The sequence below is a fragment of the Halosimplex marinum genome, assembly GCF_051414075.1.
In the GTDB taxonomy this organism is placed as follows: domain Archaea; phylum Halobacteriota; class Halobacteria; order Halobacteriales; family Haloarculaceae; genus Halosimplex; species Halosimplex marinum.
This window is the reverse complement of the sequence record NZ_JBLKNY010000004.1, coordinates 899,318-925,063: the sequence shown is the minus strand read 5'-3', so window position 1 is coordinate 925,063 and position 25,746 is coordinate 899,318. Positions and strand designations below refer to the sequence as shown.

The following is a 25,746-nucleotide window of genomic DNA, read 5'->3' as shown; positions in this document are numbered from 1 at the left end:
GATTATACTCCGATGTCAACACCAGTTAGGGCAATAAGCCAGCCCGGAATAACAGCGGCAACCATGATTAACACGAGTGCCTCAATGTATGGGGTGATGTCTCCGCCATTGGAGGCGGCGGCCATGCCCTGATTAAACACTGCCAGCATATCAAGAAGGTATCCAGCCATTGTAAGACTACTAATTACTGCGATTATAATCCCACCAACCGCCATGAGCTTACCAAGCTCTTGCATATATTAAAAAAGTAGACTCGGACTTAAATACCTTCTCCCCAGTGACATTAAACGGCCAAAGACATAATTAAGGCTAACAGCGGGAAGCGGCGGCCACAGTGCCCTCAGAGCAACAATTTGCACCGAAACGAACCGGCAAAACCGTCCGTGTAGCGGGGGCTAATTGCTCCATTCGTAGCAGGAAATACTAAGTAAGAGGCCCGCTGTCTCTCCATTTAGGCTGTTCCGAAGGAAAGAGCCGGTGGAGGGATTTGAACCCTCGACCTAATCCTTACGAAGGATTCGCTCTAGCCAGTCTGAGCTACACCGGCGCGTTCGGTGGCTCCGTTTCAACGTACCGCCGATAACCGCAATAAGGATTGCGAATCGGCGCGACTCTGTGAGGCCGTGCCGGGGCAGACCGGCGCCCATCGCTTTGCACTGCAACCACGTGGGCCAACAGGACCGCGAACCGATCCCGACCATGCGCCGATCCGACGACGACACCGCCGAGGAACGGATCGACGACCGCGACGACGAGACGACGGTGATCCCTTCCGTGACAGGGAGCGTCACCGCGTGGGCACCGAGCCTGCGCTCCGAGCCGGCGACGGACGACCCCGCGATGGCCGAGGACCGCCGCGAGGACGCCGCGACCGTCGACGACGAGGGCGGCTGGTGGGACGAGGGACTGATCACGCTCCTCGTCGTCGTCGGCGCCGTGCTGTTCGTCGTTCCGGAACCGGCGACCACCGGTCTCGGCGTCCTCCTCCTCGGGGCCGCCGTGGTCGCGTGGCTCGTCGACCTGACGGTCCCGTGGACCTGATCGGGACATCGCAAGCCGGTCACACAAACGGCTACTGCCCCAAGCGCGACCGTGAACCGACGCACCTATCTCGTGACGGTCGGGTCGACGGTCTCCGGACTGTCGGTCGGTCTCGCCGGCTGTGAAGGCGCTCCCGGTGCGGGGGTCGAAGAGACTGACACCGACGGCGAGGAGTCCCCGAGTCCGACGGCGGAACCGACCGAGACGGGCACGGATCCCGACGCCGGCACCGAGACCGATACCGCGGCCGGGACCGCCGGGCAGGTGCCGAACACCGTCGAGATGGTGACCGAGGGAAGCGACTACTACTTCACGCCGCTCGGGCTCTACGTCGAGCCCGGCGAGACGATTACGTGGATCAACGAGTCCGGGAGCCACTCCTCGACGGCCTACGCCGAATCGCTCGACGCCGCGTCGGTGACCCGCATCCCCGAGGGCGCCGAGCCGTGGAACAGCGGTGTCCTGAGCGAGGCGGGAGCCACCTTCGAACACACCTTCGAGGAGACGGGCACGTACGACTACTTCTGTATCCCCCACGCCGCGCTCGGGATGGTGGGCCGGCTCGTCGTCGGCGAACCCGGCGGCCCCGCGACGGAGGGCCAACCCCCCAACGGCGAACTCCCGAGCAGCGAGGCCATCGTCGAGCAGGGCGCTATCAGCTACGACGAGTTCGCGAACTGAGTCCACGCCGGTGGACCTCGTTCGCCGCTCGGTCGGCCCGTCCCCGCTCGTCACTCCGGTCGCCGCAGCCGCACGTCGAGGCAGACGTTCAACTCGTGGGGGGCGTACGACCGAACGGTGTGGCGCCGTTCGACGGTCACCTCGTACTCCGGTTCGGCCGCCTCGCGGATGGCGCGCTCGCCCGGCCCGTAGGGGTCGTCCTCGTGCTGGATGTCGTAGTAGTGGACGACGCAGTCGTCCCCGGCGAGCGCGACGGCGGTGTCGAGAAACTCGTCGGCGCTGTGGGGGAGGTTCATGACGAGCCGGTCGGCCCAGTCGGCGTACTCGTCGGCCACCTCGCGCACGTCCCCGGCGATCGCCGTCACGCGGTCCGCGACGCCGTTGCGGCGGGCGTTCTCCCGCAGGTACTCGATAGCGTCCTCGTTGATGTCGACGCCCACCGCGGTCGCGCCGCGCTTCGCGAAGGGGACGACGAAGGGCCCGACGCCGGCGAACATATCGAAGGCCCGCTCGCCGGACTCGACCTGTTCGGCGACGCGGTGGCGCTCGGTCGCCAGCCGCGGCGAGAAGTACACCGTCGCCAGGTCCAGGGCGAACTCGCAGCCGTACTCGCGGTGGACCGCCTCGGTGCTCTCGCCGGCCAGCAGGTCCCACTCGCGGACCCGTTCGGTCCCCTTGACCTTCGAGGCGCGGTTCACGACCGTCTTCACCGGCAGCGCCGACTCGACGATAGCGTCGGCCAGCGCCCGCGCGCGCTCGGGGTCGTCCTCGTCGACGATGGCCACCTCGCCCAGTCGCTCGTAGGAGGGGTCGAACTCGACGAGGTCCGCGGGCATGGTCTGGGTCTCCCGCGCGTCGACCGACCGCGCCACGACCTCGAACTCCTCGGGGACGGCCGCCGCGTCGGTGACCGGCACGTAGAGGTACCCGTCGGCGACCTCGATCTCGTAGTCCTCGGCGACCAGGTCGGCGTCGGCCAGCCGTCGGCGGGTCGCCTCGCCGTCCTCGCGCGGGACCCGAACGCAGGGGACTTCCATACCCCCGGTAGGTCGCCGTCGCGCGGTAAGCCTGACGCTTCCGTCGTCGCCCGCGCCGGACCCGTGTCGCGGACCGCTGGCGCGCCGCCACCGCTTCGCGGGGCTTAATCCGTTCGGCGTCGGAGGAGCGGTATGCTCACCTTCGTCGGGCTCGGCCTCTACGACGAGCGGTCGGTCACCGTCGCGGGCCGCGACGCCATCCGCGCCGCCGACCGCGTCGTCGCCGAGTTCTACACCAGCAAACTCGCCGGCGCGACCCTCGCCGACCTCGAAGCCCACCACGACATCGAGATCGAGGTCCGCGACCGCACGGGCGTCGAACAGTCGCCCGAGGATATCCTCGACGACGCCGTCGACTCGGACGTGGTGTTCTGCACCGCCGGCGACACGATGATCTCGACGACCCACACGGACCTGCGGCTGCGCGCACACGAACGCGGCATCGAGACGCGCGTCGTCCACGGGACGACCGCCCAGGCCGCCGCGAGTTCGCTCACCGGCCTCCAGAACTACCGCTTCGGCAAGGCGACGACGCTCCCCTTCGAGCGCTCCCACGCCGGCGACGACCTGCCCGAGAGCGTCGTCGACACGGTCGAGGCGAACCGCGAGCGAGGCCTCCACACGCTCGTCTTCCTCGACATCGACGCCGCGAACGACGACTACATGCGCGCCGACCGGGCGGCCGCGCGCCTGGCCGACGCCTACGGGGACACGCTCGGCGTCGTCGTCGCCCGCGCCGGTAGTTCCGACCCGGTGGTCCGTGCCGACCGGCTCTCGACGCTCGCCGCGGAATCGTTCGGCGACCCGCTCCACCTGCTCGTCGTCCCCGGCGACCTCCACCTCATGGAACGGGACGCGCTCGCGGCCCTCGGCGATGCGCCCGGCGACGCCCTGGAACCGCTAGTCGTCTGATCCGGCGCCCGCACTCCCGCCGGCGTCCGCTTCCGGGTCCTCCTCGGGTACCGTCGGCGCGTCGAGGGCGGACCGCAGGTCGTACTCCGACCCCGTCACGACGAACAGCAGGTCCTCGACCACGGTCAGTACCTCGGGGAGCTCGCGGACCACGAGGTACGTGATCCCCACGAGCGCGACGACCGAGAGGCTCTGGGCGACGATCCGGTCGATGACGATGTAGGAGACCTTCCGCGGGTCCGACAGCGAGAACAGCGAGACGATCAGCTCCGGGAAGAGGTGAAAGCGCTGTTCGCCGAACCCGATGGCGATCATGACGTTGCGACCCAGGTTCAGGGCGTAGATGACGGGGATCGACACCGCCAGCGCGCGGAGTTTCCGGCGAAGCGGCGCCTCTACGGCGGCGATGAGTCCGGCGAAGATCGCCATGCTCCCGATCCCCGTACACGCGATCAGGATCGTGTAGAAGATCGGGCTCTCGCCCTCGTAGAAGGCGAACGTGCTCTCGTAGAGGTACTCCTTCTGTCCGATGATGTAGCCGTCGTACGCGATGACCCGCTCGCCGCCCGCCATCGCCTCGTGGCCCGTGACGACCTCCGGGTTCGACCCGAGCAGCGAGATGAGCACGGCGGTCTGGTCGGTGACCGTCTCGACGAGGAACTGCCGGAGCAGGGGGATCGACTCGAACGGGAAGTAGACGGCGCCCATCAGGAAGACGGCCCGCGAGAGGACGAAAAGCGAGTCCCGCCCGGACCACAGCAGGTAGCCGACGTAGAAGGAAGCCGGCACGGCGACCAGGGCCCCGACGCCCTCGATGACGCTCTTCTGGACGACCGCGAAGTGGTAGATGAGGCTGAACCAGAAGACGCCGAACAGGGCCCACGCCGCGACGCCAGCGTAGCGGGCGCGCTCGCGCTCGCCCGTCCAGTCCAGGGCCGCCGTCGCGAGAAACGCGGCGAGGACGAGCCACGCGAGCGGATCCGAGAACCGCGTGGCCCAGTCGAGCCCGGAGAGGACGGTGTCGAACATCGGTGTCGTCTCTACGTAACGGGATCGGGAGTATATGCTTTGTCGTTGTGCGCCCGGCGCGCACACGAGCGGCTACCGGTCGGGACAGCCGCGGCTGGTCGGTGTAGCGTCCGAAAAAATGTCGAGCGGTTAGGGGTCGGGCGTCAGCCCGATGGTGCTACCTCAGTCGCGGCGGTGCGCCAGCAGCGCGGCCGCGAGCAGGGCGATCAGCGAGACGGCGACACCGAAGCCGGGTCCGCCGTCGGTGGTGGTCGGCGACGGGGTGTCCTCACCGTCGTCACCGTCACCGCCGTCTGCCGGCGTGTCCGTCGGCGTGTCCGTCGGCGTGTCCGTCGGCGTGTCCGTCGGCGTGTCCGTCGGCGTGTCCGTCGGCGTGTCCGTCGGCGTGTCCGTCGGCGTGTCCGTCGGCGTGTCCGTCGGCGTCGGGGTCGCAGTCTCGGTGTCCAGCGAGACCTCGGCGCTGGCAGTCACTGCGCTACCGTCGGCAGTGTACGGGCCGTCGGCCTCGGGGAAGTCGTACAGGTTGTTGGAGTTGTCGTCGAGGTGCGGCATCGCGACCAGCGTGGTGGTCTCGTTGACCGGGCTGTCGAGGTCGATCCGCACGTTCGAGTGCGAACCGGCCGCGAGGTAGCCGCTCACGCCGATCACGTCGCCGCTGGCACTACCCTCGTGGATGGCGACGAAGCCACCGTCGGAGAGCGTGGCGGATTCGACGACGACCTCCTGGTTGCCCTCGGCGACCGCCTGGTCACTGAACGTGACGGAGGCGGTCGGCTCGGCCAGGATCTGACCGTTGTAGGTGTCACTGATTTCGGTGCCGCCGCGGCGGACCTTGACAGTGAAGTTGATGCCGGAGCCGCGCTCGCTGAAGTCACCGGTGGCCGCGAACGTGCGGTCCTCGGTGACGTGGGTGTTCAGCGTGGTCAGGAACGGACTCGTGTCCGACTGACTGTTGACGCGGAGGCCGAGCTCCGTACCCGGGGCGACGTTGGTGTCGCCGCGGATGGTCTGACCTTCCTGGTTGCGGATGATGACTTCGTCGTCCGCGTTGGTGTTCAGCGTGGCGTCCGGCTCCTCGAAGGTCCACGTCGAGTAGACCGTGCCGGAGCCCTCGCCGCCGATCGTCGGGCCGATCGACTTGTAGCTCTCGAAGCGGAACGAGGCGTTGTAGATGATGCCGTCGTTCAGCTTCTGGTTGTTGACACCCGAGAGGTCGACCGCGATGTAGTAGGTGTCGTTAGCGGCGTCCGGGATGACGACCGTGTTCGACGTGTTCAGGTTGAACGTCTGGCGACGCTCGTTCGCCTCGACGTTCTCCTGCTCGAACGAGGCGTTGAACACGCCGACCGGATCGTCGAAGTCGCGCTCCATCTGGTTGTAGTTCTGCTCCTCACGGAGGAACGCGATCGTCGCGTTCGCGCCCGTGCTGGTGCGGTTCTCGAGGACGCCCTCGATACCGGAGGCGGCGACCTGGTGGACGATCATCTCGCCGTCGGCGACGAGGTCCGTCTGCGTCAGGTTACCGTCGATCGGGTCGTCGTTGTTGTCGGTGTTGTCGTTGATGAACTCCAGGTCGACCTGGTCCTTCTTGCCGGACGGGACGACCCAGACGTTGCTGCTCTCGGTGGAACGGCTGTTCAGCGACACCGCGCCGACCGCGTCGGCGTCGATGTTACTGAAGTTGAAGTTGCCGTTGCCGAGGACCTGCGAGTCGTCCTCGTTGTTCGCGACGACCGCGAGGTCGTACGAGGCAGCGTCGAGGATGCCGTTACCGGCGAAGTCGAGGCTCGGACCCTCGTCGACCGGGTCGACATCGTCGTCGTCCTGACGGACGGCCTGAACGAAGGCACCACTCTCGTTGCCGTAGGAGGTGATGTTGTCCTCACCCTGGGCGCTGAAGATGTGCTCGACCATGCCCGTACCGGACATGTAGGTGTTCCACTCGAGGACGACCTCGCCGTCGCCGTCCTCGTCAGCGACCGTCACGTTCGTGACGTAGTTGGTGTCGCTGAGGTCACCGATGGAGACGGTGGCCTGAGCGCCTTCCTCGCTGTTGGACAGTTCGATCGGGATCTCGACGACGTCACCGCGCTCTTCCTCGAAGACACCGCCGTCGAACGAGGCGTCGCTCGCGGCCGGGAACTCGTCGACCGAGAACTCACCGGCGGTGACTTCCGCGCCGGTGGCGACGTCGACGACGGTGACCGTGTAGTCACCGGCGTCGAGGCCGGTCTCGTAGTTGAGTTCCTCTTCGAAGGTACCGCGGTTGTCGAACGAGGTCTGAGCGTATCGGTCGCTCGGACCTTCGACCTGGATCGCGACGCCGGAGTTGCCGCGGATGGACTCACCGCTGACGGTGAACTTCGCGTCCTCGTTGTGCTCGAAGAGCGTACCGTCCTCGTTGATCGAGGCCTCCATCCGGAGCGACGTCACGTTGAAGTACTGGCTGCTCTCGTCGGCACCGCCCTCGTCGTAGATCAGGCGGTAGGTCGTACCGGACTCGAGGTTGCTCGTGTCGAAGACGATGGAACTGCTGACGCCGGTACCACCGTCGAGCACGATCTCGCCGGTCTCGACGTTCCGCAGCAGGATGTCCGTCTCGTCGGCGTCGGCGACGAAGCGGACGTCCTGACCCTGGTAGACGCGCTGGGCGTCACCGCGGGTGTTGTGGAGGTCGTCGCCCTGGGTGAGCTCGCCGGCGGCCGTCTCGACCGTGACGTTGCCGAGGTCGACCGCGGAGTCGCCGGCGGTGCTCGTGACACCGGTCGGCGAACCGACGTGAACCTTGACCTCGTCGGCCGGGCTCAGGTCGTCCCAGAAGTCGTCGTTGTAGTCGCCGTCGATGACGACGACGTCATCGCTCGGCGTGGAAATGACGCCGTCCGGGAGGTCGTACACGTCCGCAAGGGTCGTGTTCGCCTCGTCACTGGCGTTGTACTCAGCGAAGTCGGACGTGCCAGCTTCCCGCACGTAGACGGTGAACTGGGTGTTGTCCGGCGTTGAGAGACTCTTGTTGAATTCGATGCGAATGTCGCCGTTGTTGCCCTCGTCTTCCACGGCGCTATCGACGCCGGGATCCGTGTTGGCAGCAGCGGCTGTTCCCGCGAACGCGACGGTCCCTCCGAATACGGAGACGACCATCAGCATCGCCAGGAACAAGCTGCGAAGCTTGTCGTTGGTTCCTGTCATAGTTTGTTGGATCTTCTGTCAGCGGCCACAGCAGCTTTCCGACCACGCGGACACGCGACCAGCAGTCGGCCGCGCCGAACCGACAGTGGTGTACTCAATACTGCAGCCATGGGTAGGGGTACGGTAGGAACCACCAGCGGATGTAATAAATGCTTTGTGGTCATAGCCGAGGGAGGAACGGCCGTCTCCGGGCGCAGATCGGCCCGTAGAACGCGTTTGGGACTCGTTCACGCACTCCGAAGACGTGTCAGACACCTGTCCCACGCCCGGCAGACGGGGTGTATATTAAGTAGCGAACGACGGCGGTAGACCGCGCCTACCGCGCTGAAAAACGAGTCGCGGCTACGACGTGCCGATCTCGACTTCGTGACCGTCCGGGTCCTTCGTGAACGCGTAGTTGTCGTGCGCCCACCTTTTTCCCGCTCGGGTGTCCTCGCTCGCTCCGCTCGCTGCGGGCACCGCGTGGCGGCTACGCCGCCACGTCATGCGGTCGCGGGCCGGTGGCCCGCGACCCGCTCACGGCAAAAAGATGGGGCAAAAAGCGGCCGCTCACTCCGTTCGCGGCCGGACTACGACCTACGACGTGACGATCTCGACTTCGTGACCGTCCGGGTCCTTCGTGAACGCGTAGTTGTTGTCGCAACTCTCGGGGTCGCGGTAGTCCTCGGCCTCGCGGGTCATCAGCGTGTCCCAGCCGTCGTCCAGGTCGTCGACGCGGACGGCGAGGTGGCCCCAGGCGTCGCCCAGTTCGTAGGACCGGCCGTCGTAGTTGTAGGTCAGCTCGACGGCCATCGCCTCTTCGGCCGCGTCCTCGGGCTTGACGAAGTAGTTGGCGAAGCTGTCGGCCTCCCAGCGGCCGGTGTGCTCGTACTCGAACTTCCGGGTCCACCACCCGAGGTGCTCGTCGGCGTCCTCGACCCGGATCATCGTGTGGTCGATGCTCCAGCGGGCGCCGAAGTCGCGCTCGACGATCTCGATCTCGTGGCCGTCCGGGTCCTTGACGAAGGCGTAACCGGGGTTGTCCTCCGGCCGGCGGTAGTCCTCGACGCCCTCGTCCATCAGCTCGTAGTAGGCGTCGTGGACGTCCTCGACGCGGACGGCGATGTGGCCCCAGCCGTCGCCCATCGTGTACGACCGGCCGTCGTGGTTGTAGGTGAGTTCCAGCAGCGCGCCGTCGTCGTGGACGTCTTCGGGCCCGAGGAAGACGTTGGTGAACGTGTCGGCCTCCCAGCGGCCCTTCTCCTCGTAGTCGAGGTGTGTCGTGTACCAGTCGAGCGACTCGTCGAGGTCTTCGACGCGCATCATCGTGTGGTCGAGCGTTCCGTCCATGGGCGAAAACTGGGTAGCCAGTTCGAAAAGGATACCGGACCCGGAACGTCAGGGCCGGCTCGTCCAGGCCGCGAGCGCGAGGAAGGCGGCCCCGAGCGGGTAGGCGACCGTCCGCAGTCGCGGCGAGGAGAAGCCGACCGCGGCGTAGCACACGTCGAACGCCGCCAGCGCGAACAGCCCGGCCGTGACGCGACGGTCTTCTCGGTCGAACCGCGACAGTGCGGCACTCGCGACCCCGGTACCGTACAGCAACGCCGCCGTCGGCCAGGCCAGCAGCGCGGTCGGGACCTCGCGCGTGTACACGAAGACGTAGTGGTACACCGACGTGACCGCGCCGGTCTCTGGGGAGACCAGCGCGAGCGAGTGGACGAGGCTGACGCCGCCCTCGTAGGGGATCACGAGCCACGGGACGAGCCCGGCGGCCAGGACGGCGAGGCCGCGGCGGTACCGGACGAGCGCGCGCCGGTACCGGGCGAACGGCGCAACGGCCCCCGCGCGTTCGGTCATCGGGTCGTGAGAATGCGGAGTACGTCCTCGTCAGCGAGTTCGTGGTCCATGCCGACCTGCTGTTCGTCGTGTTTGGCGCTCGGGCCGGAGACGCGGGCGAAGCGGAACCGCTCCTCGAACTCGCCGCCGAGCTTCTCGCAGGCGTCCTCGATGGTGTCGCCCTCGCGGAGGACCAGCGGCTCCTCGTAGTCGACGCCGCGGCCCGGTTTGTCCATGTAGACCCGGATGAGCCCCAGCTCCTCCCAGATCTTCTCTTTGAGCGCGTCGAGGCCCTTCCCCTCCTCGGCGCTGATGAAGATCGCCTCCTCGGGGTCGATGTCGTACTCGCGCAGCTGCTCGTGGACGGTGTCGAGGTAGTCGGGCTCGATGAGGTCGGCCTTGTTGACCGTCACGAGCGAGGGCAGGTACTCGCGGTTGTCCATCACGCCGTCGAGGAGGCGGTCGATGTCGACCTGTTCGCCGATGTTGACGTTGGCGTTGACGTACCCGCGCTCGCGCAGGACGCTCTTGATGGTCTGCTCGTCCAGATCCAGGTCGACGCTGGAGGTGACGCTGATGCCGTCCTTGTGCTTCTTCCGGACGGAGACGTTGGGGGGTTCGGTGTCGAGTCGCACCTTGTTGTTGTACAGTTCGTCGTAGAGGCGCTGGTACTGGTCGATCTCGAACACCGAGAGGACGAACACGACCAGGTCGGCGGTCCGGACGACCGAGAGGACGGCCTGACCGCCGCCCCGGCCCTCGGCGGCGCCCTCGATGAGCCCGGGCACGTCCAGGATCTGGATGTTGGCGTCGTTGTACTGCAACATCCCGGGGTTGACGTCGAGGGTGGTGAACTCGTAGGAGCCGACCTCGCTCTCGGCGTTGGTGAGGGCGTTCAGCAGCGTCGACTTGCCGACGCTGGGGAAGCCGACCAGGGCGACGGTGGCGTCGCCGGTCTTCTCGACGGCGTAGCCCCCGCCGCCGCCGGCCGAGGTCTGGTTCTCGAGCTTCTCCTTCTTCTCCGCGAGCTTGGCCTTCAGCCGACCGATGTGCTCCTCGGTCGACTTGTTGTAGGGCGTCTCGGCGATCTCCTCTTCGATCTCGCGGATCTCCTCTTCGAGCCCCATTACCTGTGGGTCGGCAACCGGTACCGAAAAAGGTGTTCCTCCGCCCCGGTCGCGACCGAGCCACCGGACCCGCGACCGCGCCGGGTTTCGACGGCGGCCGACGCTCGACCGGCGGCGCCGCCGGACGTGTTCCCCGTCCGGAACGAATCACACTTCGATACACTAATACGACGAGCGCCGATGGGTTCGACCATGTCCGATCCGGCCCGACTCCGTGACAGTACGGAGATCCTCCTGCCAGCGGACGCCATCGAGGGGCTGCGCGAGGACCTCGAACGGCAGTTCACCGTCACCATCCGACGGGAGGAGTGTCGGGTACGGATCATCGGCAGTCCGGTCGAGATAAAGAGCGCCAGCGACTTCCTCGCGCGAAACGGCATCTCCGTCGCCTGACGGCGATACCGGGCGCGAAACAGCGGTCGGCTCTCGACGGTATCGGATTCTCGCCGGAGCTACGCCGACCCGCGAGCGGACGGCCCCGAGCGGATCGCTTCGGCGAGCAGCGGTCGCATCAGCCCGACGAGTGGGGCCCGTTCGTCGTCGGTCCAGACGGCGCTGTGGCGGTCGACGCCCGGGAGGTCGGTCTCCAGGTCGGAGCTGACGATCAGCTCGCGCCCGTCGGCCATGAGGATCGAGCTTATCTCGCCGGCGCGGATGGGGTAGTCCTCCCACCAGGTCCAGGTCTCGACGACGGCGGCGTCGGGCGCGGCGTCGGCGACGGCCGAGCGGATCTCGGGACTCGGCGAGCCCACGGTGATATCGACGCCGCGATCGGTCGCCTCGGCCAGCGCCGCGCGGACCTCCTCGGTCAGCAGGCTCTCGACGGCGACGACGACGAGCAGTTCCTCGCCGGCGTCGTCGGCCAGCGCGGCCAGCCGGTCGCTGACGGCGTCGTCGCCCTCGACGACCCAGACGCCGGCCCGCTCCTCGCGGGGTTCCGGCGACTGGAGCCGGGGGAGTAGTCCCTCCAAGCGGTCGAGGCGCTCGCCGTACTCGCGGCGGATTGTCTCGACGGCGTCGCGGGGTTCGGGCGCGCGAAAGCGGCGCGGCTGTGCGTCCTGTACGTCGGCGAGTCCGCGCTCGGCCAGCGACTCGACGCTGTCGTAGACCCGCGGCCGGGGCACGTCGGCGACCTCGGCGATCTCGCGGGCGGTGCCGTGGCCGATCCGGGTCAGCGCGACGAAACACTTCGCCTCGTAGCTCGTCAGCCCGAACGTCTCCAGCAGCGACGCGGTCTCGGCGACCAGGTCGTCTCCGTCGGGACCGACGGCGGACTCGTCGTTGGACATGCGGGTTCTCTCAGAGGACATTGCCCGCTCGAGGGTATAACGGTGGTCGTTCGCGACGCCGCGCCGTGGGCCGACCGCCGACTGGCGGACGGCCGGGGTGGCGGGCGGCCTCGACTCGGGCGCCTGTCGGCACGGTCGTCACCTCAGGCGGCCTGGTCGTCGGCGTCGAGCAGTTCCGTGTAGCGGTCGCGGATGGTCACCGCCGACACGTCGGCGGCGTCGGCGACCTCGTGCTGGGTCACGTCGACGTTGGTGAGCCGGCCGGCCGCGTAGATGGCCGCCGCGGCGAGGCCGACCGGGTTCTTCCCGGAGTGGACCGCCTCGCGCTTGCCGGCCTCCAGAAGTTCGACCGCCCGCTGTTTGGTCTCCTCGGGCAGGTCCAGATCCGAGACCAGCCGCGGGACGTACTGCTCGGGGTCGGTCGGCTCCATCGCGAGTTCGAGCTCGCGGGCGATGTACCTGTACGCGCGCGCGAACTCCTTGCGGTCGACCCGGCTCACAGTTTCGAGTTCGTCGAGCGTCCGCGGGACGCCCGCCTGGCGGGCGCCGGCGTACAGCGACCCGGTGGCCATCGCCTCGATGGACCGGCCGGGGATGAGCTCCTCGTCGAGCGCCCGGCGGTAGATGACCGAGGCGGTCTCGCGGGCGTCCTTCGGGATGCCAAGCGCGCTCGCCATCCGGTCGATCTCGCCGAGCGCTTGTTTGAGATTGCGGTCCTGGGCGCTCCGGGAGCGGAACCGCTCGTCCCAGGTGCGCAGCCGGGACATCTGCTCGCGCTTCTTCGCCGAGAGGGTCTGTCCGTGGGCGTCCTTGTTCTGCCAGTCGATGACCGACGACAGCCCCCTGTCGTGGAGCATCTCCGTCGTCGGCGAGCCGACGCGGCTCTTCTCGGCCTTGTCGCGGGCGTCGAACGACCGCCACTCCGGCCCGCGGTCGACGACGCCCTCCTCCAGCACGACACCGCACTCCTGGCAGACCGTCTCCCCCCGCTTCTCGTCGGTGACCCCCGACGCGCCGCACTCCGGACACTCGTCGCGCTCGCGCTCCGGTTCGGCCTCGGGGTCGGTCTCCTCGTCCGTGCGTTCGACGGGCTGGACGTGACGGCCCGTGACTCGCTGGTTCGTGCTTGTCATTGTGTGTCCGGACCGACGGCGTGTCGCCGCCGACCCGTGGTTCGCATCCGATCCTTTGTCCTACTAACGTAAATAGATACTGTTGAGTTGTTATTGTAGTAAGTACAATTCTGAACGGGCCGCTCTCCGGAGGACTCGGGCAACCGCCGGGGGCGGGGTTGGGTTCGGATCGGGGCGGGCGGCGCGTGACATCGGGCCGATGTTGTGGGGGCGTGGGCTTGGGTATCGTACCCAATATGTGTCGTTCCCCCACGGGCCGTCCGGGAAAAGCAATTCTTAAACCCGCCCCGCCGGTTTCGTCGTGTATGGCTGGAACTATCGAAGTGCTCGTCCCGGGCGGGCAGGCCGACCCTGGCCCGCCGCTGGGGCCGGAGCTGGGCCCGACGCCCGTGGACGTGCAGGCAGTCGTCCAGGAGATCAACGACCAGACCGAGGCCTTCGACGGCACCGAGGTCCCCGTCACCGTCGAGTACGACGACGACGGGAGCTTCGAGATCGAGGTCGGCGTCCCGCCGACGGCCGAGCTGATCAAAGACGAGGCCGGCTTCGAGACGGGCAGCGGCGAACCCCAGGAGACCTTCGTCGCCGACCTCTCGGTCGACCAGGTCAAGCAGATCGCCGAGCAGAAACACCCCGACCTGCTCGCCTACGACCTGAAGAACGCCGCGAAGGAGGTCGTCGGCACCTGCACCTCGCTGGGCGTCACGATCGAGGGCAACAACCCCCGCGAGTTCAAGGAGCGCATCGACGAGGGCGAGTACGACGACGTATTTGCCGAGGAAGCGGCGGCGTAAGCCGCGCCGAGGAAGCAGAGACTCGCAGGCCGAACGAAGCGAGTTTTGCGGTGTCTCCGCGGGAGCGCCGTCCCGGACGCCGGGAGACGAACAGCGACCGGCGGGACGCGCCGGCCGTCAGCGGCGGATGAGGATGTCCAGGAGGACGGCGACGATGATGACGACGCCGGTGAGGAACTCCTGTAGCTCGACGGGCATCCCGTTCAGGACCAGCAGGACGGGGATGACGCCGATGACCAGCGAGCCGAGGAACATCCCGAGCAGCGTGCCCTCGCCGCCGAAGAGGTTGGTCCCGCCGATGACGACGGCCGCGATGACGAGCAGCTCGAAGCCGATGCCGGCCGAGCCGAACATCGACCCGAAGTAGGAGATGGCGACGACGCCGGCGAACGACGCGAGGACGGCCGTCAGCACGAAGTTGAGGATCTTGACCCGGTCGGTGTCGATGCCGGCCATCTCGGCGGCCTCCTGGTCGTCGCCGGTGGCGTAGACGTGGTAGCCGAAGCGGGTCTTCTGCAGCAGGAAGCCGAAGACGACCGTCAGGCCGATCGCCCAGAAGATCTGGTTCTGGATCTCCAGTCCCCTGACGACGACGCTCCCGCCGAACACGTCGATCAGCGGCAGGTCCGGCGTCTGTCTGGACCCGGCGGGCGTGAAGTAGTAGGCGATCCCGCGGAGGACGCTCATCATGCCGATGGTCGTGATCAGCGACGGCACGCCGGCCTTCGTGACGATGACGCCGTTTGCCAGCCCCACGACGCCGCCGACCACGAGCACCGCGGCGAGGGCGGCGAGGACGGTGAGGTTGTAGTCGTTCATGAACATCGCGAAGGTGATGCCGCCGACGGCGTACATCGACCCGACCGACAGGTCGAACTCCCCGCCGATGATGAGGTAGCTCATCCCGATGCCGATGATGATGTAGGGCGCGACCGACCGGAACAGCCGCGAGGTGATCCCGGACATCTGGTCCCAGTTGACGAAGAGCGTCTCGACGCTGTCGAAGTCGAAGAAGATGTCCGGTTGCGTGACGGCGATCAGCCCGTACAGGACGAGAAAGCCGATCAGGACGCCGACCTCCCGGCGGGCGCCCAGCCGCTCCAGGACGGAGCCACCGGTCCGACTCACCGCCCGGGCGTCGCCGCTGTCGGCGGTTCCGCCGTCGGTGGCGACCGTCGGAGCATCGGGGTCGGCGCCGGACCGGTCCGACGGGGCGTCGCGCGCGTCGCTCATGCGGTGGTCCCCTCCTCGTCGGCGGTCCGCGAGAGGTCGAACTCCTCGAACTCGGACTCGTCCTCGGCGCCCATCATCAGCGCGATGATCTCGTTGCGCGTCGCGTCGGCCGCCTCGCGGACGCCCATCAGCCGGCCCTGGGCCAGGACGGAGATCCGGTCCGCGATACCCAGGACGTGGCGGATGTTGTGACTGATGAGGATGATGGTCAGCCCCTGCTCGCGCAGGTCGTCGATCACTCGGAGGACGTTGCGCGCCCCCTCGATCGACAGCGCGCTCGTCGGCTCGTCCATGATGAGGATGTCCGGGTCCGACTGGAGCGCGCGGGCGATGGCGACCGCCTGCTGCTGGCCGCCGGAGGTGTTCTTGACCTTCGCCTCGGGGTCGACGGGGATCTTCACCCGGTCGAGGTTCGTCTTCGCCTCCTCGACCATCCGCTCCTCGTCGACGAGGTTGAGCCAGCGGCCGAGCCGCCCCATCCTGGTCGGTTCGTGGCCGAGGAAGACGTTCGCGGCCACCGTCTGGTTGGGCGCCAGCGCCAGTTCCTGGTAGACGGTCTCGATGCCCTTCGCGCGGGCGTCGTTGTAGTCGTCGAATGACACCTCCTCGCCGCCGACGAAGATCTGCCCGCCGGTCGGCTCGTGGACGCCACAGAGCATCTTGATGAGCGTCGACTTGCCGGCGCCGTTGTCGCCCACCAGCGCCATGACCTCCCCCTCCCGCACCTCGAAGTCCACGTCCTCGACGGCGTGGATGTTCCCGAACCGTTTCGTGAGTTCTTCCGTGTAGAGTATCGGATCCTGTTGGGCCATCGCTGGAAAATCCCGGTTTCGGCGGGATGCGGTCAGGCGCCGTGGTACTCGCGGAGCTGCCCCCAGCCGCCCGACCGTTCCCGGGCGAACTCGATGTTCGACTCGTCGATGACCTCGGCACCCGTCGGGTAGTCCTTCGGGGGCATCCCCCGGTCCACGTAGGCGAACATCTGCATCGTCGGGACGTATCCCTGGCTGTAGGGGTCCTGCCCGGTCGTGTAATCGAGGTTGCCGCTGTTGATGTGTTCCAGCGTCTGGGCGGTCAGGTCGAAGCCGCCGCCGACCACCTCGTCGGCCATGTCCTGGTTCTCGATGGCGTTGCCGATGAACCAGGTGAACGCGTCGGCGCCCATGATCCCGTCCAGGTCGGGGTTCGCGGTGAGGTGGTTCTCGATCCGGGAGACGCCCTCGTTGGAGTCGCCCGTGTAGTTGAGTCGGTCGGTCACCTCGATGTCGGAGTTCTGCCGGACGGCCATCTCCATCCCGTCGGCGCGGGCCGACAGCGCGCTGTGGCCGGGGTCCGAGAGGCCGGGTGTCACTCGCGAGGCGTCGTCGGGGAGCTTGTCGAGCATGGAGAGCCCGCAGACGTACCCCGCGGCGACCTGGTCCTGGCCGGTGTAGGCCAGCGCACGGCCGTACTTCTCGCGCATCTGTTCGCGGTCGAGCGCCAGCGTGTTGTAGGTCACCACCGGGATGTCGTTCTCCAGCGCCCGGTTGATCACGTCGTCGTAGGCCGCCGGGTCGGCGATCGTCGTCGCGATGACGTCCGGGCCGGAGTCGACGACGGAGTTGAGGATGTTGACCTGCTCCTGCACGCTGAACCCGCCCGAGGGACCGGTGAACGTGGCCTCCCACCCCAGCTGGCTGGCCGCGTCGTGGAGCCCGCCGATCGTCGGGTCGAAGAAGGACGTGCTGGCGTCGTGGGTGACCATCGTGATCTGTCGCGCCCCCGGCTCCGACGAGAAATCCAGCGAGGTGGGCGGCGGGTTCAGCTCGACGAGTTGGTAGTCGGGCGCTCCGTCGGATCCGCCGCCGTCCCCCCCGTCGCCGTCGGTTCCGGTTGCACCGCCGCCGCCCGGCTCCGTCGTGCCGTTCCCGTCCTGCGTACATCCGGCGAGTCCGCCGAGTCCGGCCGCCGCGGCGGCCGCACCGACCTGCTTCATCACCTGCCGACGCGAGACGCCTCTGCCCGCCCGGATCTTCGTGACATCCGTGCTATCACGGGACATGATCGGTGATACCTATCATTAATATTTAGTCCTGTCGGTCGTTATTCCTTTTGAAACCACATAGATGGAGTATAGGATCGGATTATCCGGTCAGTAACCGTCAGTAACTGATCTGTAGCGACCGTCAAACGGCAGAGGTGTCCCCGCCGCCGACCGCTCGACGGCGGACTGTTCGACCGCGCCGTCGATTCGCCGGCCACCGAATGGCAACGCGTGACGCTGTGGGGCGCGTTCGACGGGTTTAAGTGTCGCATCGGCGTTCGCCGAGACGAGACAGGCTTCGCCTGTTTCACTGACCCGTAGGAGCCGCTGGCGCACTACGGAGGTGAACAATGGCAGATCAGGAAATAGAGAACGCAGTTTCTCGCGCACTCGAGGACAGTCCGCCCCGGAACTTCCGGGAGACGGTCGACCTCGCGATCAACTTGCGCGACATCGACCTAGACGATCCGTCGAACCGCGTCGACCAGGACGTGGTCCTCCCGTCCGGCACCGGACAGGAGACCCAGATCGTCGTGTTCGCGGAGGGCGAGACCGCCCTGCGCGCCGAGGACGTCGCCGAAGAGGTCCTCGACAGCGACGATCTCGCCGACCTGGGCGACAACGACAACGAGGCCAAGGACCTGGCCGACGAGACCGACTTCTTCCTCGCGGAGGAGTCGCTGATGCAGGACATCGGCCGCTACCTGGGGACCGTGCTCGGTCCGCGGGGGAAGATGCCCGACCCCATCGCGCCGGACGACGACGTGGTGGAGATGGTCGAGCGGCTGAAAAACTCCGTCACCATCCGGAGCGGCGACCGGCGCACCTTCCACACCCGCGTCGGCGCGGAGGACATGGACGCCGAGGACATCGGCGACAACATCGACGTCATCCTCCGGCGCCTGCACGCAGACTTAGAGAAGGGTCCGCTCAACATCGACTCCATCTACGTGAAGACGACGATGGGGCCGGCAGTGGAGGTCGCCTGATATGAGCGCCGAACGCAAGACCGAGACCATCCCGCAGTGGAAGCAGGAGGAGGTCGCCGACGTCGTCGAGATGATCGAGTCCTACGACAGCGTCGGCATCGTCGACATCACCGGCATCCCCTCCCGACAGCTCCAGGACATGCGCCGGGACCTGTACGGGACGGCCGAACTGCGCGTCTCGCGCAACACGCTCATCGAGCGCGCGCTCGAGGAGGTCGACGACGGCCTCGAGGACCTGACCGGCTACGTGTCGGGCCAGGTCGGCCTCATCGGCACCAACGAGAACCCCTTCGGGCTCTACCAGCAGCTGGAGGCCTCGAAGACGCCGGCGCCGATCAACGCCGGCGAGGTCGCCCCCAACGACATCGTCATCCCGGAGGGCGACACGGGCATCGACCCCGGACCGTTCGTCGGCGACCTCCAGCAGGTCGGCGCGGACGCCCGCATCCAGGACGGGTCGATCCAGGTGCTCTCGGACTCGACCGTGCTCGACGCGGGCGAGGAGGTCTCGAACGACCTCGCCAACGTCCTCAACGAGCTCGGCATCGAGCCGAAGGAGGTCGGGCTGGACCTGCGCGCCGTCCACGCCGACGGCGTGCTGTTCGAGCCCGCGGAGCTCGAACTCGACGTGGAGGAGTACCGCGCCGACATCGAGGCGGCGGCCGCCCGCGGTCGCAACCTCTCGGTCAACGCGGTGTTCCCGACGGACCGCACCGCCGCGACCCTCCTCCAGAAGGGCCGCGGCGACGCCAAGAGCCTCGCCCTGCAGGGCGCCATCGAGAGTCCCGGGGTCATGGACGACCTCGTCTCGAAGGCCGACGCGCAGGTGCGGGCCCTGGCGGCGCAGGTCGACGACCCCGAGGCCCTGCCCGAGGACCTGCAGGACGTCGACGAGCCCGCCGCAGCCGAATCGACCGACGACCAGACCGAAACCGACGACGGCGCCGACGAGTCCGACGACGAGGAAGCCGAGGCCGAGGAGGCCGACGAGGACGATGACGACGACGAGGACGTCGGCGACGCCATGGGAGCCATGTTCTGACAATGGAATACGTTTACGCAGCACTCATCCTGAACGAGACGGACGCAGAGATCAACGAAGAGAACCTGACCGACGTGCTCGAGGCCGCGGGCGTCGACGTGGAGGAGTCCCGCGTCAAGGCCTTGGTCGCGGCGCTCGAAGACGTCGACATCGACGACGCCGTCGAGCAGGCCGCCGCAGTCCCCGCCGCGACCGGCGGGGCCGCGGGCGGCGCCGGCGGCGCCGACGAGTCCGCCGACGAGGGCGGCGACGACGACGAGGCCGAGGAAGCCGAAGCCGACGAGGGCGGCGACGACGACGATGACGACGACGAAGAGGCCAGCGGTGAGGGCCTCGGCGAGCTGTTCGGCTGACCTCGACGACCGACACACCTTCCTTCCATTTATTCCGCCGGCCAGCCGCTGCGCCCGCGGTCGTGTCGACTGAGCGCGGATCGCAGCGGGACGGCGCCGGCCGCTCAGGGACGGCGCCGGCCGACCACGGCGGCTGCGAGACAGCAGGCCGCGAGCGCCGCGTAGGCGGCCGTCCGCGCGGGGTCGGTCGCGGTGGCGCCGACGAAGTCCAGCGGCGCGACCGCCTGGAGCGGGCCGAGATACCACGCCAGCAGGTAGACGGTGTCGAACGCGCGGGCGCTGCCGAGCCAGGCGCCGGCGGCGAGCGCGAGCGCGGGGGCGGCCGCGAGTCCGGCGACGAGGGCGGCGATTGCGGCGATATCGCCGGCGAGACCGATCCGGAGGGCGTAGCCGGCGACGGCGAGGAGGCCGACGGTGACGCCGCCGACCCAGACCGCGACGGTCTGCCCCGCCGGGCGGGGCGCAGTGAACACGAGCGCCTCTGTGCGGTGGCGCCGCTCGCGGACGCCGAGACCGGACCACACCGAAAGCGGGAGCAGCAGGGCCAGCGGGGCGACCAGTTCGCGGGCGGTGTCGAGCGGCGCGGCCATCTGAACGGCGAGCGCGGCGACGACGGCGAGGTACCACAGTTTGCGGTGCCCGCGGAGGGCGAGGCGGAGCTCCGCGAGGGCGACGCGCGGGTCGAGGAACCGCGGCGTCGCCGGATCGACCCCGCCGAGTCGGTCGAGCGCCGCCCCTGCGGCGTCGCCGGTGGTGTCGGGATCCCCGGTGGCAGAGGCGTCGGCGCTGGCCGGCCGAGCGGCGGTGTCGTCCCCGGATTCGGCGGACGAGTCGCCCCGGACCGAGGCGAGCGGGTTCGGGAGTCGACTCGCCAGTCCGGCGTCGGCCCGGAAGCGGTCGAACGCGAGCGTCGCGGCGCCGAGGGTCAGTGCCGCGGCCGCGAGCATCGGAAGTCTGGAGCCGAGTTCGACGAGGCCCCAGTCCATGCCGTGGTAGGCGAACGTCGTCGCCTGCTCGGGCGGCGCGATCCGGAAGGTGAGCCGTTCGAGGCCGGACACGTCGACGGGGAGGTCCGCGAGTATACTGTCGCGGACGACGACGATACCCAGGAAATCGAAGACGGGCACCGGCGCGACGGCGGTGACGGACATCGCCATCAGCACCCCGAAGACGTAGACCGCCGCGCCGAGCGTCCGGGCGAGCGGCGCGACCGCCTCGAAGCAGACGGCGACGGCGGCGACGAGCGCCATCGTCGGCAGGGTGATCAGGCCGAACGGGGCGACCAGGTCCCAGAGGGCGAGGGGGCCGACGCCGTGGAGCAGGAATCCGGCGACGGTCGCCAGCGCGAGCGCGGCGGTGACGGTAGCGAGGACGGCGAAGTAGCCGAGCCAGCGGCCGAGGAGGTAGGTCGCGTCGCCGACCGGCGAGGTGGCGACCAGCGGGGCGATCCCCTCGTCGCGGTCGCGGGTGATCGGGCCGCGGACCAGCGAGAAGCCGCCGAAGACGAGTAGCGTCGTGGCGACGACGGCTGCGAAGGCGCCGAACCACGCGGCTGTCGGCCGGCCGGTGTAGCCGCCGCCGACGAACAGCCGCACGTCGCCGGCCGTGACGCTCCCCGCGAGATACGCCACGAGCAGCGCCACGGCGAGGTACTTCGGGGAGCGCGACCGCCGGCGCAGGTCCGACCGGGCGATCGCGAGGACGGCGTCGAGCCGGGAGCCGTCGGTCGGGACCCGCGCGGTACCGTCGGTAGCTGCCCCGTCGCCGTTCGGTCGATGCGGGGTGGCCTCGGCCGGACGCTCGCTCACGGTCGCTCACCCCCGTCCGAGTCGCCGTCCTCCAGCAGCGCGAGGTATGCGTCTTCGAGCGTCGGGTCGGCGGGCGCGGCGTCGTCGGTCGGCGGGTCGTCGGCGACGACGCGCACGTGGCGGCCGTCGCTGCGGCGGGCCGTGTTCGTGACGAGGTGATCCGGAGCCAGGGTCGCACCGTCGCCGACGACGCACTCCCAGACCCGACCCTCGACGGTTTCGATCAGCGTCTCGGGGTCGGTGTGCGCCCGGAGTCGCCCGCCGACGAGGACGGCCACCTCGCTGGCGGTGGCCTCCACGTCGGAGACGATGTGCGTCGAGAGGACGACCACGCGGTCGCGCGCGAGGTCCGCGAGCACGTTCCGGCAGCGCGCCCGCTCGGTCGGGTCGAGGCCGACCGTGGGCTCGTCGACGACCAGCACGTCCGGGTCCGAGAGCAGCGCCTGCGCGACCCCGACGCGCTGGACCATCCCCCCCGAGAACGTGTCGAGCCGCCGGTCGGCGGCATTGGCGAGGTTCACGACCGAAAGCAGGTCGGCCGCGCGCTCGCGGGCGGTCGCGCGGTTGAGCCCCCGGAGCGCCCCGAGGTATTCGAGGAACTCCCGGGCCGTGAGGTCGGGGTAGACGCCGAACTCCTGGGGGAGATACCCCAGCCGCGAGCGGACCGCCGTGGGGTCCTCGCTCGCGTCGACCCCGTCGACGGTGACCGTGCCCTCGGTCGGTGCGGTGAACGTCGTCAGGATCCCCATCAGCGTCGACTTGCCCGCGCCGTTGGGACCGAGCAGGCCCAGGACCCCCGCGTCGAGGTCGAGAGTCACGTCCCGGAGCGCCCACTGGTCGCCGTAGCGCTTGCCGACGCCGTCGACCCGGACGCGGGGGCCGTCGCCCGATTCTGGGCCTCGGTCGACGGCCTCGGTCCCCGTCGATCGGCCCGCACGGCCCAGATCGCTCCGGAAGATGGCGTCGCCGGCCCGTCGCCCGGTCGAGCGGTCGCTGTTCGCCGACCCGGCGGCGGACCCGTCGGCCGTCGGTCCGTCGGCAGTCGGTTCCTCGGTGGGTTCGTCGGTCGGTCCGTCGCGCGTGGAGGGCGTCATCGGTGGTTCGACCGACGACACCCACGCAAAAGGCCCCCCGTCCAGGTGTGTCCAGCGGGAAACTCGACGAAAGCCATAAGTATCAGCTCGGCAACCGGCCGGGTTCGGCGGACGGTACTGCCGGGCGACCGGCGACCGCAGCTCGGTCACCGAGAGTTTATCCGCCATCCCGGGACCACTCCGGCGCGATGGAGCCACTGGGCCTCGGGCTGGCCGTCGACCCGTCTGCGACGATGTTGTTCTGCGGGTTCGTGGCCGGCGGGGTCGCGCTGGGGACCGTCAGCGGGCTGACGCCGGGGATCCACGCCAACACGTTCGCGCTGCTGCTCGCCGGGGTCGCGCCGGCGATCCCGGGGCCGGTCCGCTACGTCGGCGCGGCGATGCTGGCCGCCGGGACGGTCCACACCTTCCTCGACGTGGTGCCGGCGCTCGCGCTGGGGGTGCCCGATCCGGCGATGGCCAGCTCGGCGCTGCCCGGCCACCGGCTGGTCCTGGCCGGTCGGGGTCGCGAGGCGCTCCGGCTGTCCGCGCTCGGGAGCGCCGGCGCCGTCGTGCTCGCGGTCCCCCTTGCGGTCCCGATGACCCGGGCGATGACGGCCATCTACCCGACGCTACGGGCGCACCTCTCGATCCTCCTGGGCGGTGTCGTCCTCGTCCTCGTCGCCACCGAGTCGACGAACCTCGGGCGGGTGGGCGCCGTGCTGTCGGTCGCGGCCAGCGGCGGGCTGGGCGCGGTCGCGCTGGACCTCCCTCCGGGCGGACTGGTCGACTCGGGCGGGATGCTCGCGCCCATCTTCACCGGGCTGTTCGGCGCGCCGGTCCTGCTGGACGCGCTGACCGGCGAGGGCGTCCCCCCGCAGGACGACCCCGCGGTGACGACCTCCCGGCGCGCCGTCACGGGGTTCGCGCTCGCGGGGACCCTCTCCGGCGCGGTCGTCGGGTACGTCCCGGGCGTGTCGAGCGCCATCGCCGCGACGGTCGCGTTGCTCGCCGTCCCCGGCGGTGGCGGGATCGGCGCGGAGCGCGAGCCCGACGGTGCGCGCGGGTTTATCGTCACGACCAGCGGCGTGAACACCGCGAATACTATCTTCGCGCTCCTGGCGCTGATCGCGCTCGGGACGCCCCGGACCGGCGTCATGGTCGCGATGGACGAGGCCGGCGTGCCGCTCAACCTCCCCCTGTTGCTCGGGAGCGTCCTCGCCGCCGCGGCCTGCGGGTTCGTGCTCGTGGTCACGCTGGGTGACGGGTATCTGCGGCTGGTGGGTCGAGCCGACTACACGCGGCTCTCTGTGAGCGTGTTGTGTCTCGTCGTGGTCGTGATCGCCGTGTTGACCGGTCCGCTGGGCGTCGGCGTGTTCGGGGCCTCGACGGTGGTCGGGCTGGTCCCCGTGAAGTTCGGCGCTCGCCGCGCTTCGTTGATGGGTGTGTTGTTGGTTCCGTTGATTCTGGGTGTTTGAGCGGCTAGTTCGTGACCTGGTTTCGAGGCCACGAGTTCGGCGCTAGCTGTCGCGTCTTCCGCAGGGGACAGCAGATGATGAAAGCCCTCGGCGCGCTCGCCAGGAGTTGGATCGACCGCACTCGACGGTGAGCGCTGAAAGCCCTCGGCGCGCTCGCCAGGAGTTGGATCGACCGCACTCGACAGTAAGCGCTGAAAGCCCTCGGCGCGCTCGCGGTCGCTGAGACGGGATATCCGCGCTCTCGGCACCGCCCGCGCGGATAGTGCCCGCTCAGGCGACCAAGCAAGCGCGAGCGCGCCTCGCCCTTTCAGTCCGCCAGGACCGCACCGCAGACCGCCCCGCACAGCACCGCAGACGGCCACGAGCCTCCCCAGCCGATTCGCGACACGCGAGTCGCGAATCCCTCGCGCGGCTACGGTCGCGCGCATGAAAGCGCGCGACAGCGCGCGCCACGGCGGACCGTCACAGAGGCTCAGATGTAATCCTGGCCGCGGAAATAGGAGAGCATGACGAGCGCGACCAGCAACATTCCGACCATGACGGCGGGGTAGGCGTAGGGCCAGGCGAGTTCCGGCATGTTGTAGGGGCTGTCGGCGAAGTTCATGCCGTAGACGCCGACGACGAACGTGAGCGGGATGAAGATGGTCGCGACGACGGTGAGCACCTTCATCACCTCGTTGGTGGACTGCGAGAGGGTGTTGAGGTAGATGTCCCGCGCGCCGGAGGCCAGGTCGCGGTAGGTCTCGGTGAGGTCGACCAGCTGGACGAGGTGGTCGTACACGTCGCGGAAGTACTTCTCCGTCTCCTCGTCGACCTGGGCGGGGTCGCCCCGGGCGAGGACGCCGACGGCCTCGCGGGTGGGCCAGGCGAGTTTCCGGAACGAAAGCAGTTCCCGTCGGACGCTGTTGATTGCTTCGAGCGTCTCGATGTCGGTGGAGGTGGTGACCGCCTCCTCGACGGCCTCGATGTCGTCCTCGATCTCGTCGAGCAGGGTGAAGTACTCGTCGACGACAACCTCGATGACCCGGTAGGCGGTGAAGTCGGCGCCGCGGTGGAGGAGCCGCTCGTCACCCGAGCGGACGGCCTGCCGAACCCTGTCGACCGGATCGACCGGGCCGGGGGAGAGCGTGACCAGCCAGTCGTCGCCGACGAAGACGCCGACGGGCACGTCCCGGATCTCCTCGTCGAAGGTGGTCTCGCCGCCGCGGAGGGTGGCGCGCTTGACGACGACGAGCGTGTAGTCGTCGTACTCCTCGGTCTTGGGGCGGACGCCCTTGCAGACGTCCTCGACGGACAGCGGGTGGATGTCGAAGGCCTCCGCGACCCGGTCCATCTCGGCGCGGTCGGCGTCCGCGACGTGGACCCAGGTCGTGCCCTGCGCGGCGCGGGCCGCGGCGAGGTCGTCGTACTCGGTGACCGCCTCGGCGCGGTAGACGAGCGCCGCCGTCACGGCTCCCCCTCCGGCGGCTTCGACCGGCCGATGGCCGCGAGCGTAACCCCCACCATCACGGCGGTCACGGACAGCGACCGCCCGGGGTAGGGCGCGGCGACCCCCACCGCGTACCCGACGGTCCCGACCGCGGTGAGCGCGAGTCCGATCGGGAGCGCCGCTCTCATGTCCCCCTCCGATGGCCGCGAGCGACAAAAGCGTATGCCGACTGCCGCCGTTCGTCCGTCGTTCGTCCGCTTGCCGGTCGGTC

General features: G+C 68.8%; 25 protein-coding genes and 1 tRNA gene. 9 read left to right on the top strand and 17 right to left on the bottom strand.

Annotated features, from left to right (window positions below):
• Positions 1-2 precede the first annotated feature (2 nt).
• Together ACMGFI_RS12800 and ACMGFI_RS12795 are read right to left on the bottom strand one after the other, a co-directional pair.
• Positions 3-236 carry a hypothetical protein gene (locus tag ACMGFI_RS12800; protein WP_436910102.1) on the bottom strand — a complete coding sequence of 78 codons (234 nt, stop codon included), beginning with the start codon at positions 234-236 and terminating at the stop codon, positions 3-5.
• A gap of 236 nt (positions 237-472) precedes the next feature.
• Positions 473-547: transfer RNA gene (locus ACMGFI_RS12795), tRNA-Thr, on the bottom strand.
• A 152-nt stretch (positions 548-699) separates the two neighbouring features.
• Between ACMGFI_RS12795 and ACMGFI_RS12790 the strand changes: the two genes are divergently transcribed.
• Together ACMGFI_RS12790 and ACMGFI_RS12785 are read left to right on the top strand one after the other, a co-directional pair.
• Positions 700-1,041, top strand: coding sequence for a hypothetical protein (locus ACMGFI_RS12790; RefSeq protein ID WP_436910100.1), 342 nt, complete (start codon positions 700-702; stop codon positions 1,039-1,041).
• 51 nt (positions 1,042-1,092) lie between these two features.
• Positions 1,093-1,722, top strand: a complete 630-nt coding sequence (locus ACMGFI_RS12785; protein ID WP_436910099.1) for a plastocyanin/azurin family copper-binding protein — start codon at positions 1,093-1,095, stop codon at positions 1,720-1,722.
• 50 nt (positions 1,723-1,772) lie between these two features.
• Here ACMGFI_RS12785 and ACMGFI_RS12780 read toward each other — a convergent pair whose 3' ends face one another.
• The gene (locus ACMGFI_RS12780) at positions 1,773-2,759 is read right to left on the bottom strand and encodes a class I SAM-dependent methyltransferase (RefSeq protein ID WP_436910098.1); all 987 of its coding nucleotides are present in this window, start codon (positions 2,757-2,759) and stop codon (positions 1,773-1,775) included.
• Positions 2,760-2,891: 132 nt separating this feature from the next.
• Here ACMGFI_RS12780 and dph5 point away from each other — a divergent pair, with 132 nt between their 5' ends.
• Positions 2,892-3,671 carry a diphthine synthase gene (gene dph5 / locus ACMGFI_RS12775; RefSeq protein WP_436910097.1) on the top strand — a complete coding sequence of 260 codons (780 nt, stop codon included), beginning with the start codon at positions 2,892-2,894 and terminating at the stop codon, positions 3,669-3,671.
• Here dph5 and artA read toward each other — a convergent pair.
• The 5 genes from artA to ACMGFI_RS12750 form a co-directional block, all read right to left on the bottom strand.
• Positions 3,660-4,700 carry an archaeosortase A gene (gene artA, locus ACMGFI_RS12770; RefSeq protein WP_436910096.1) on the bottom strand — a complete coding sequence of 347 codons (1,041 nt, stop codon included), beginning with the start codon at positions 4,698-4,700 and terminating at the stop codon, positions 3,660-3,662. The genes dph5 and artA overlap by 12 nt on opposite strands.
• Before the next feature lie 162 nt (positions 4,701-4,862).
• Positions 4,863-7,889: a DUF7282 domain-containing protein gene (locus ACMGFI_RS12765; RefSeq protein ID WP_436910094.1), complete on the bottom strand. Its 3,027-nt coding sequence runs from the start codon at positions 7,887-7,889 to the stop codon at positions 4,863-4,865.
• A 576-nt stretch (positions 7,890-8,465) separates the two neighbouring features.
• On the bottom strand, positions 8,466-9,218 hold the full coding sequence (locus tag ACMGFI_RS12760; protein ID WP_436910093.1) for a VOC family protein: 753 nt from the start codon (positions 9,216-9,218) through the stop codon (positions 8,466-8,468).
• A 48-nt stretch (positions 9,219-9,266) separates the two neighbouring features.
• Positions 9,267-9,725 carry a TIGR04206 family protein gene (locus ACMGFI_RS12755; RefSeq protein ID WP_436910092.1) on the bottom strand — a complete coding sequence of 153 codons (459 nt, stop codon included), beginning with the start codon at positions 9,723-9,725 and terminating at the stop codon, positions 9,267-9,269.
• Complete coding sequence (locus ACMGFI_RS12750; RefSeq protein ID WP_436910090.1) at positions 9,722-10,831, bottom strand: OBG GTPase family GTP-binding protein; 1,110 nt, start codon at positions 10,829-10,831, stop codon at positions 9,722-9,724. Before ACMGFI_RS12750 ends, ACMGFI_RS12755 begins: the two co-directional genes overlap by 4 nt.
• Positions 10,832-11,023: 192 nt before the next feature.
• Here ACMGFI_RS12750 and ACMGFI_RS12745 point away from each other — a divergent pair, with 192 nt between their 5' ends.
• Positions 11,024-11,224, top strand: a complete 201-nt coding sequence (locus ACMGFI_RS12745) for a VNG_1110C family protein (protein ID WP_436910088.1) — start codon at positions 11,024-11,026, stop codon at positions 11,222-11,224.
• Positions 11,225-11,283: 59 nt separating this feature from the next.
• Here ACMGFI_RS12745 and ACMGFI_RS12740 read toward each other — a convergent pair whose 3' ends face one another.
• Both ACMGFI_RS12740 and ACMGFI_RS12735 read right to left on the bottom strand, forming a co-directional pair.
• Positions 11,284-12,120 carry a TrmB family transcriptional regulator gene (locus ACMGFI_RS12740; RefSeq protein ID WP_436910086.1) on the bottom strand — a complete coding sequence of 279 codons (837 nt, stop codon included), beginning with the start codon at positions 12,118-12,120 and terminating at the stop codon, positions 11,284-11,286.
• 143 nt (positions 12,121-12,263) lie between these two features.
• Entirely contained in the window at positions 12,264-13,253 is a 990-nt protein-coding gene (locus ACMGFI_RS12735; RefSeq protein WP_436910085.1) for a transcription initiation factor IIB, read from the bottom strand.
• Between the two features lie 305 nt (positions 13,254-13,558).
• Here ACMGFI_RS12735 and ACMGFI_RS12730 point away from each other — a divergent pair, with 305 nt between their 5' ends.
• Positions 13,559-14,047, top strand: coding sequence for a 50S ribosomal protein L11 (locus ACMGFI_RS12730; protein WP_436910083.1), 489 nt, complete (start codon positions 13,559-13,561; stop codon positions 14,045-14,047).
• A gap of 117 nt (positions 14,048-14,164) precedes the next feature.
• Here ACMGFI_RS12730 and ACMGFI_RS12725 read toward each other — a convergent pair whose 3' ends face one another.
• The 3 genes from ACMGFI_RS12725 to ACMGFI_RS12715 are packed head-to-tail and all read right to left on the bottom strand — an operon-like array spanning position 14,165 to position 17,321.
• Positions 14,165-15,280, bottom strand: coding sequence for an ABC transporter permease (locus ACMGFI_RS12725; protein WP_436910082.1), 1,116 nt, complete (start codon positions 15,278-15,280; stop codon positions 14,165-14,167).
• Complete coding sequence (locus tag ACMGFI_RS12720; RefSeq protein WP_436910080.1) at positions 15,277-16,092, bottom strand: ATP-binding cassette domain-containing protein; 816 nt, start codon at positions 16,090-16,092, stop codon at positions 15,277-15,279. The genes ACMGFI_RS12725 and ACMGFI_RS12720 overlap by 4 nt, the downstream gene beginning before the upstream one ends.
• A gap of 32 nt (positions 16,093-16,124) precedes the next feature.
• Entirely contained in the window at positions 16,125-17,321 is a 1,197-nt protein-coding gene (locus tag ACMGFI_RS12715) for a sugar ABC transporter substrate-binding protein (protein ID WP_436910079.1), read from the bottom strand.
• A 332-nt stretch (positions 17,322-17,653) separates the two neighbouring features.
• Between ACMGFI_RS12715 and ACMGFI_RS12710 the strand changes: the two genes are divergently transcribed.
• The 3 genes from ACMGFI_RS12710 to rpl12p are packed head-to-tail and all read left to right on the top strand — an operon-like array spanning position 17,654 to position 19,687.
• Positions 17,654-18,292 (top strand): 50S ribosomal protein L1, encoded by a 639-nt coding sequence (locus tag ACMGFI_RS12710; protein ID WP_436910078.1) that lies wholly within the window; start codon positions 17,654-17,656, stop codon positions 18,290-18,292.
• Between the two features lies 1 nt (position 18,293).
• On the top strand, positions 18,294-19,334 hold the full coding sequence (locus tag ACMGFI_RS12705; protein WP_436910076.1) for a 50S ribosomal protein L10: 1,041 nt from the start codon (positions 18,294-18,296) through the stop codon (positions 19,332-19,334).
• A gap of 2 nt (positions 19,335-19,336) precedes the next feature.
• Positions 19,337-19,687, top strand: a complete 351-nt coding sequence (gene rpl12p, locus ACMGFI_RS12700) for a 50S ribosomal protein P1 (RefSeq protein ID WP_436910074.1) — start codon at positions 19,337-19,339, stop codon at positions 19,685-19,687.
• 104 nt (positions 19,688-19,791) lie between these two features.
• Here rpl12p and ACMGFI_RS12695 read toward each other — a convergent pair whose 3' ends face one another.
• Positions 19,792-21,495, bottom strand: a complete 1,704-nt coding sequence (locus ACMGFI_RS12695; protein ID WP_436910073.1) for an ABC transporter permease — start codon at positions 21,493-21,495, stop codon at positions 19,792-19,794.
• Positions 21,492-22,589, bottom strand: a complete 1,098-nt coding sequence (locus tag ACMGFI_RS12690) for an ABC transporter ATP-binding protein (protein ID WP_436910072.1) — start codon at positions 22,587-22,589, stop codon at positions 21,492-21,494. Before ACMGFI_RS12690 ends, ACMGFI_RS12695 begins: the two co-directional genes overlap by 4 nt.
• 188 nt (positions 22,590-22,777) lie before the next feature.
• On the opposite strand from ACMGFI_RS12690, the gene ACMGFI_RS12685 reads away from it, so the two are divergent.
• Positions 22,778-24,046, top strand: coding sequence for a tripartite tricarboxylate transporter permease (locus ACMGFI_RS12685; protein ID WP_436910071.1), 1,269 nt, complete (start codon positions 22,778-22,780; stop codon positions 24,044-24,046).
• Between the two features lie 472 nt (positions 24,047-24,518).
• Here ACMGFI_RS12685 and corA read toward each other — a convergent pair whose 3' ends face one another.
• Complete coding sequence (gene corA / locus ACMGFI_RS12680) at positions 24,519-25,496, bottom strand: magnesium/cobalt transporter CorA (RefSeq protein ID WP_436910069.1); 978 nt, start codon at positions 25,494-25,496, stop codon at positions 24,519-24,521.
• The gene (locus ACMGFI_RS12675; RefSeq protein ID WP_167837356.1) at positions 25,493-25,663 is read right to left on the bottom strand and encodes a hypothetical protein; all 171 of its coding nucleotides are present in this window, start codon (positions 25,661-25,663) and stop codon (positions 25,493-25,495) included. Before ACMGFI_RS12675 ends, corA begins: the two co-directional genes overlap by 4 nt.
• Between the last annotated feature and the right edge of the window lie 83 nt (positions 25,664-25,746).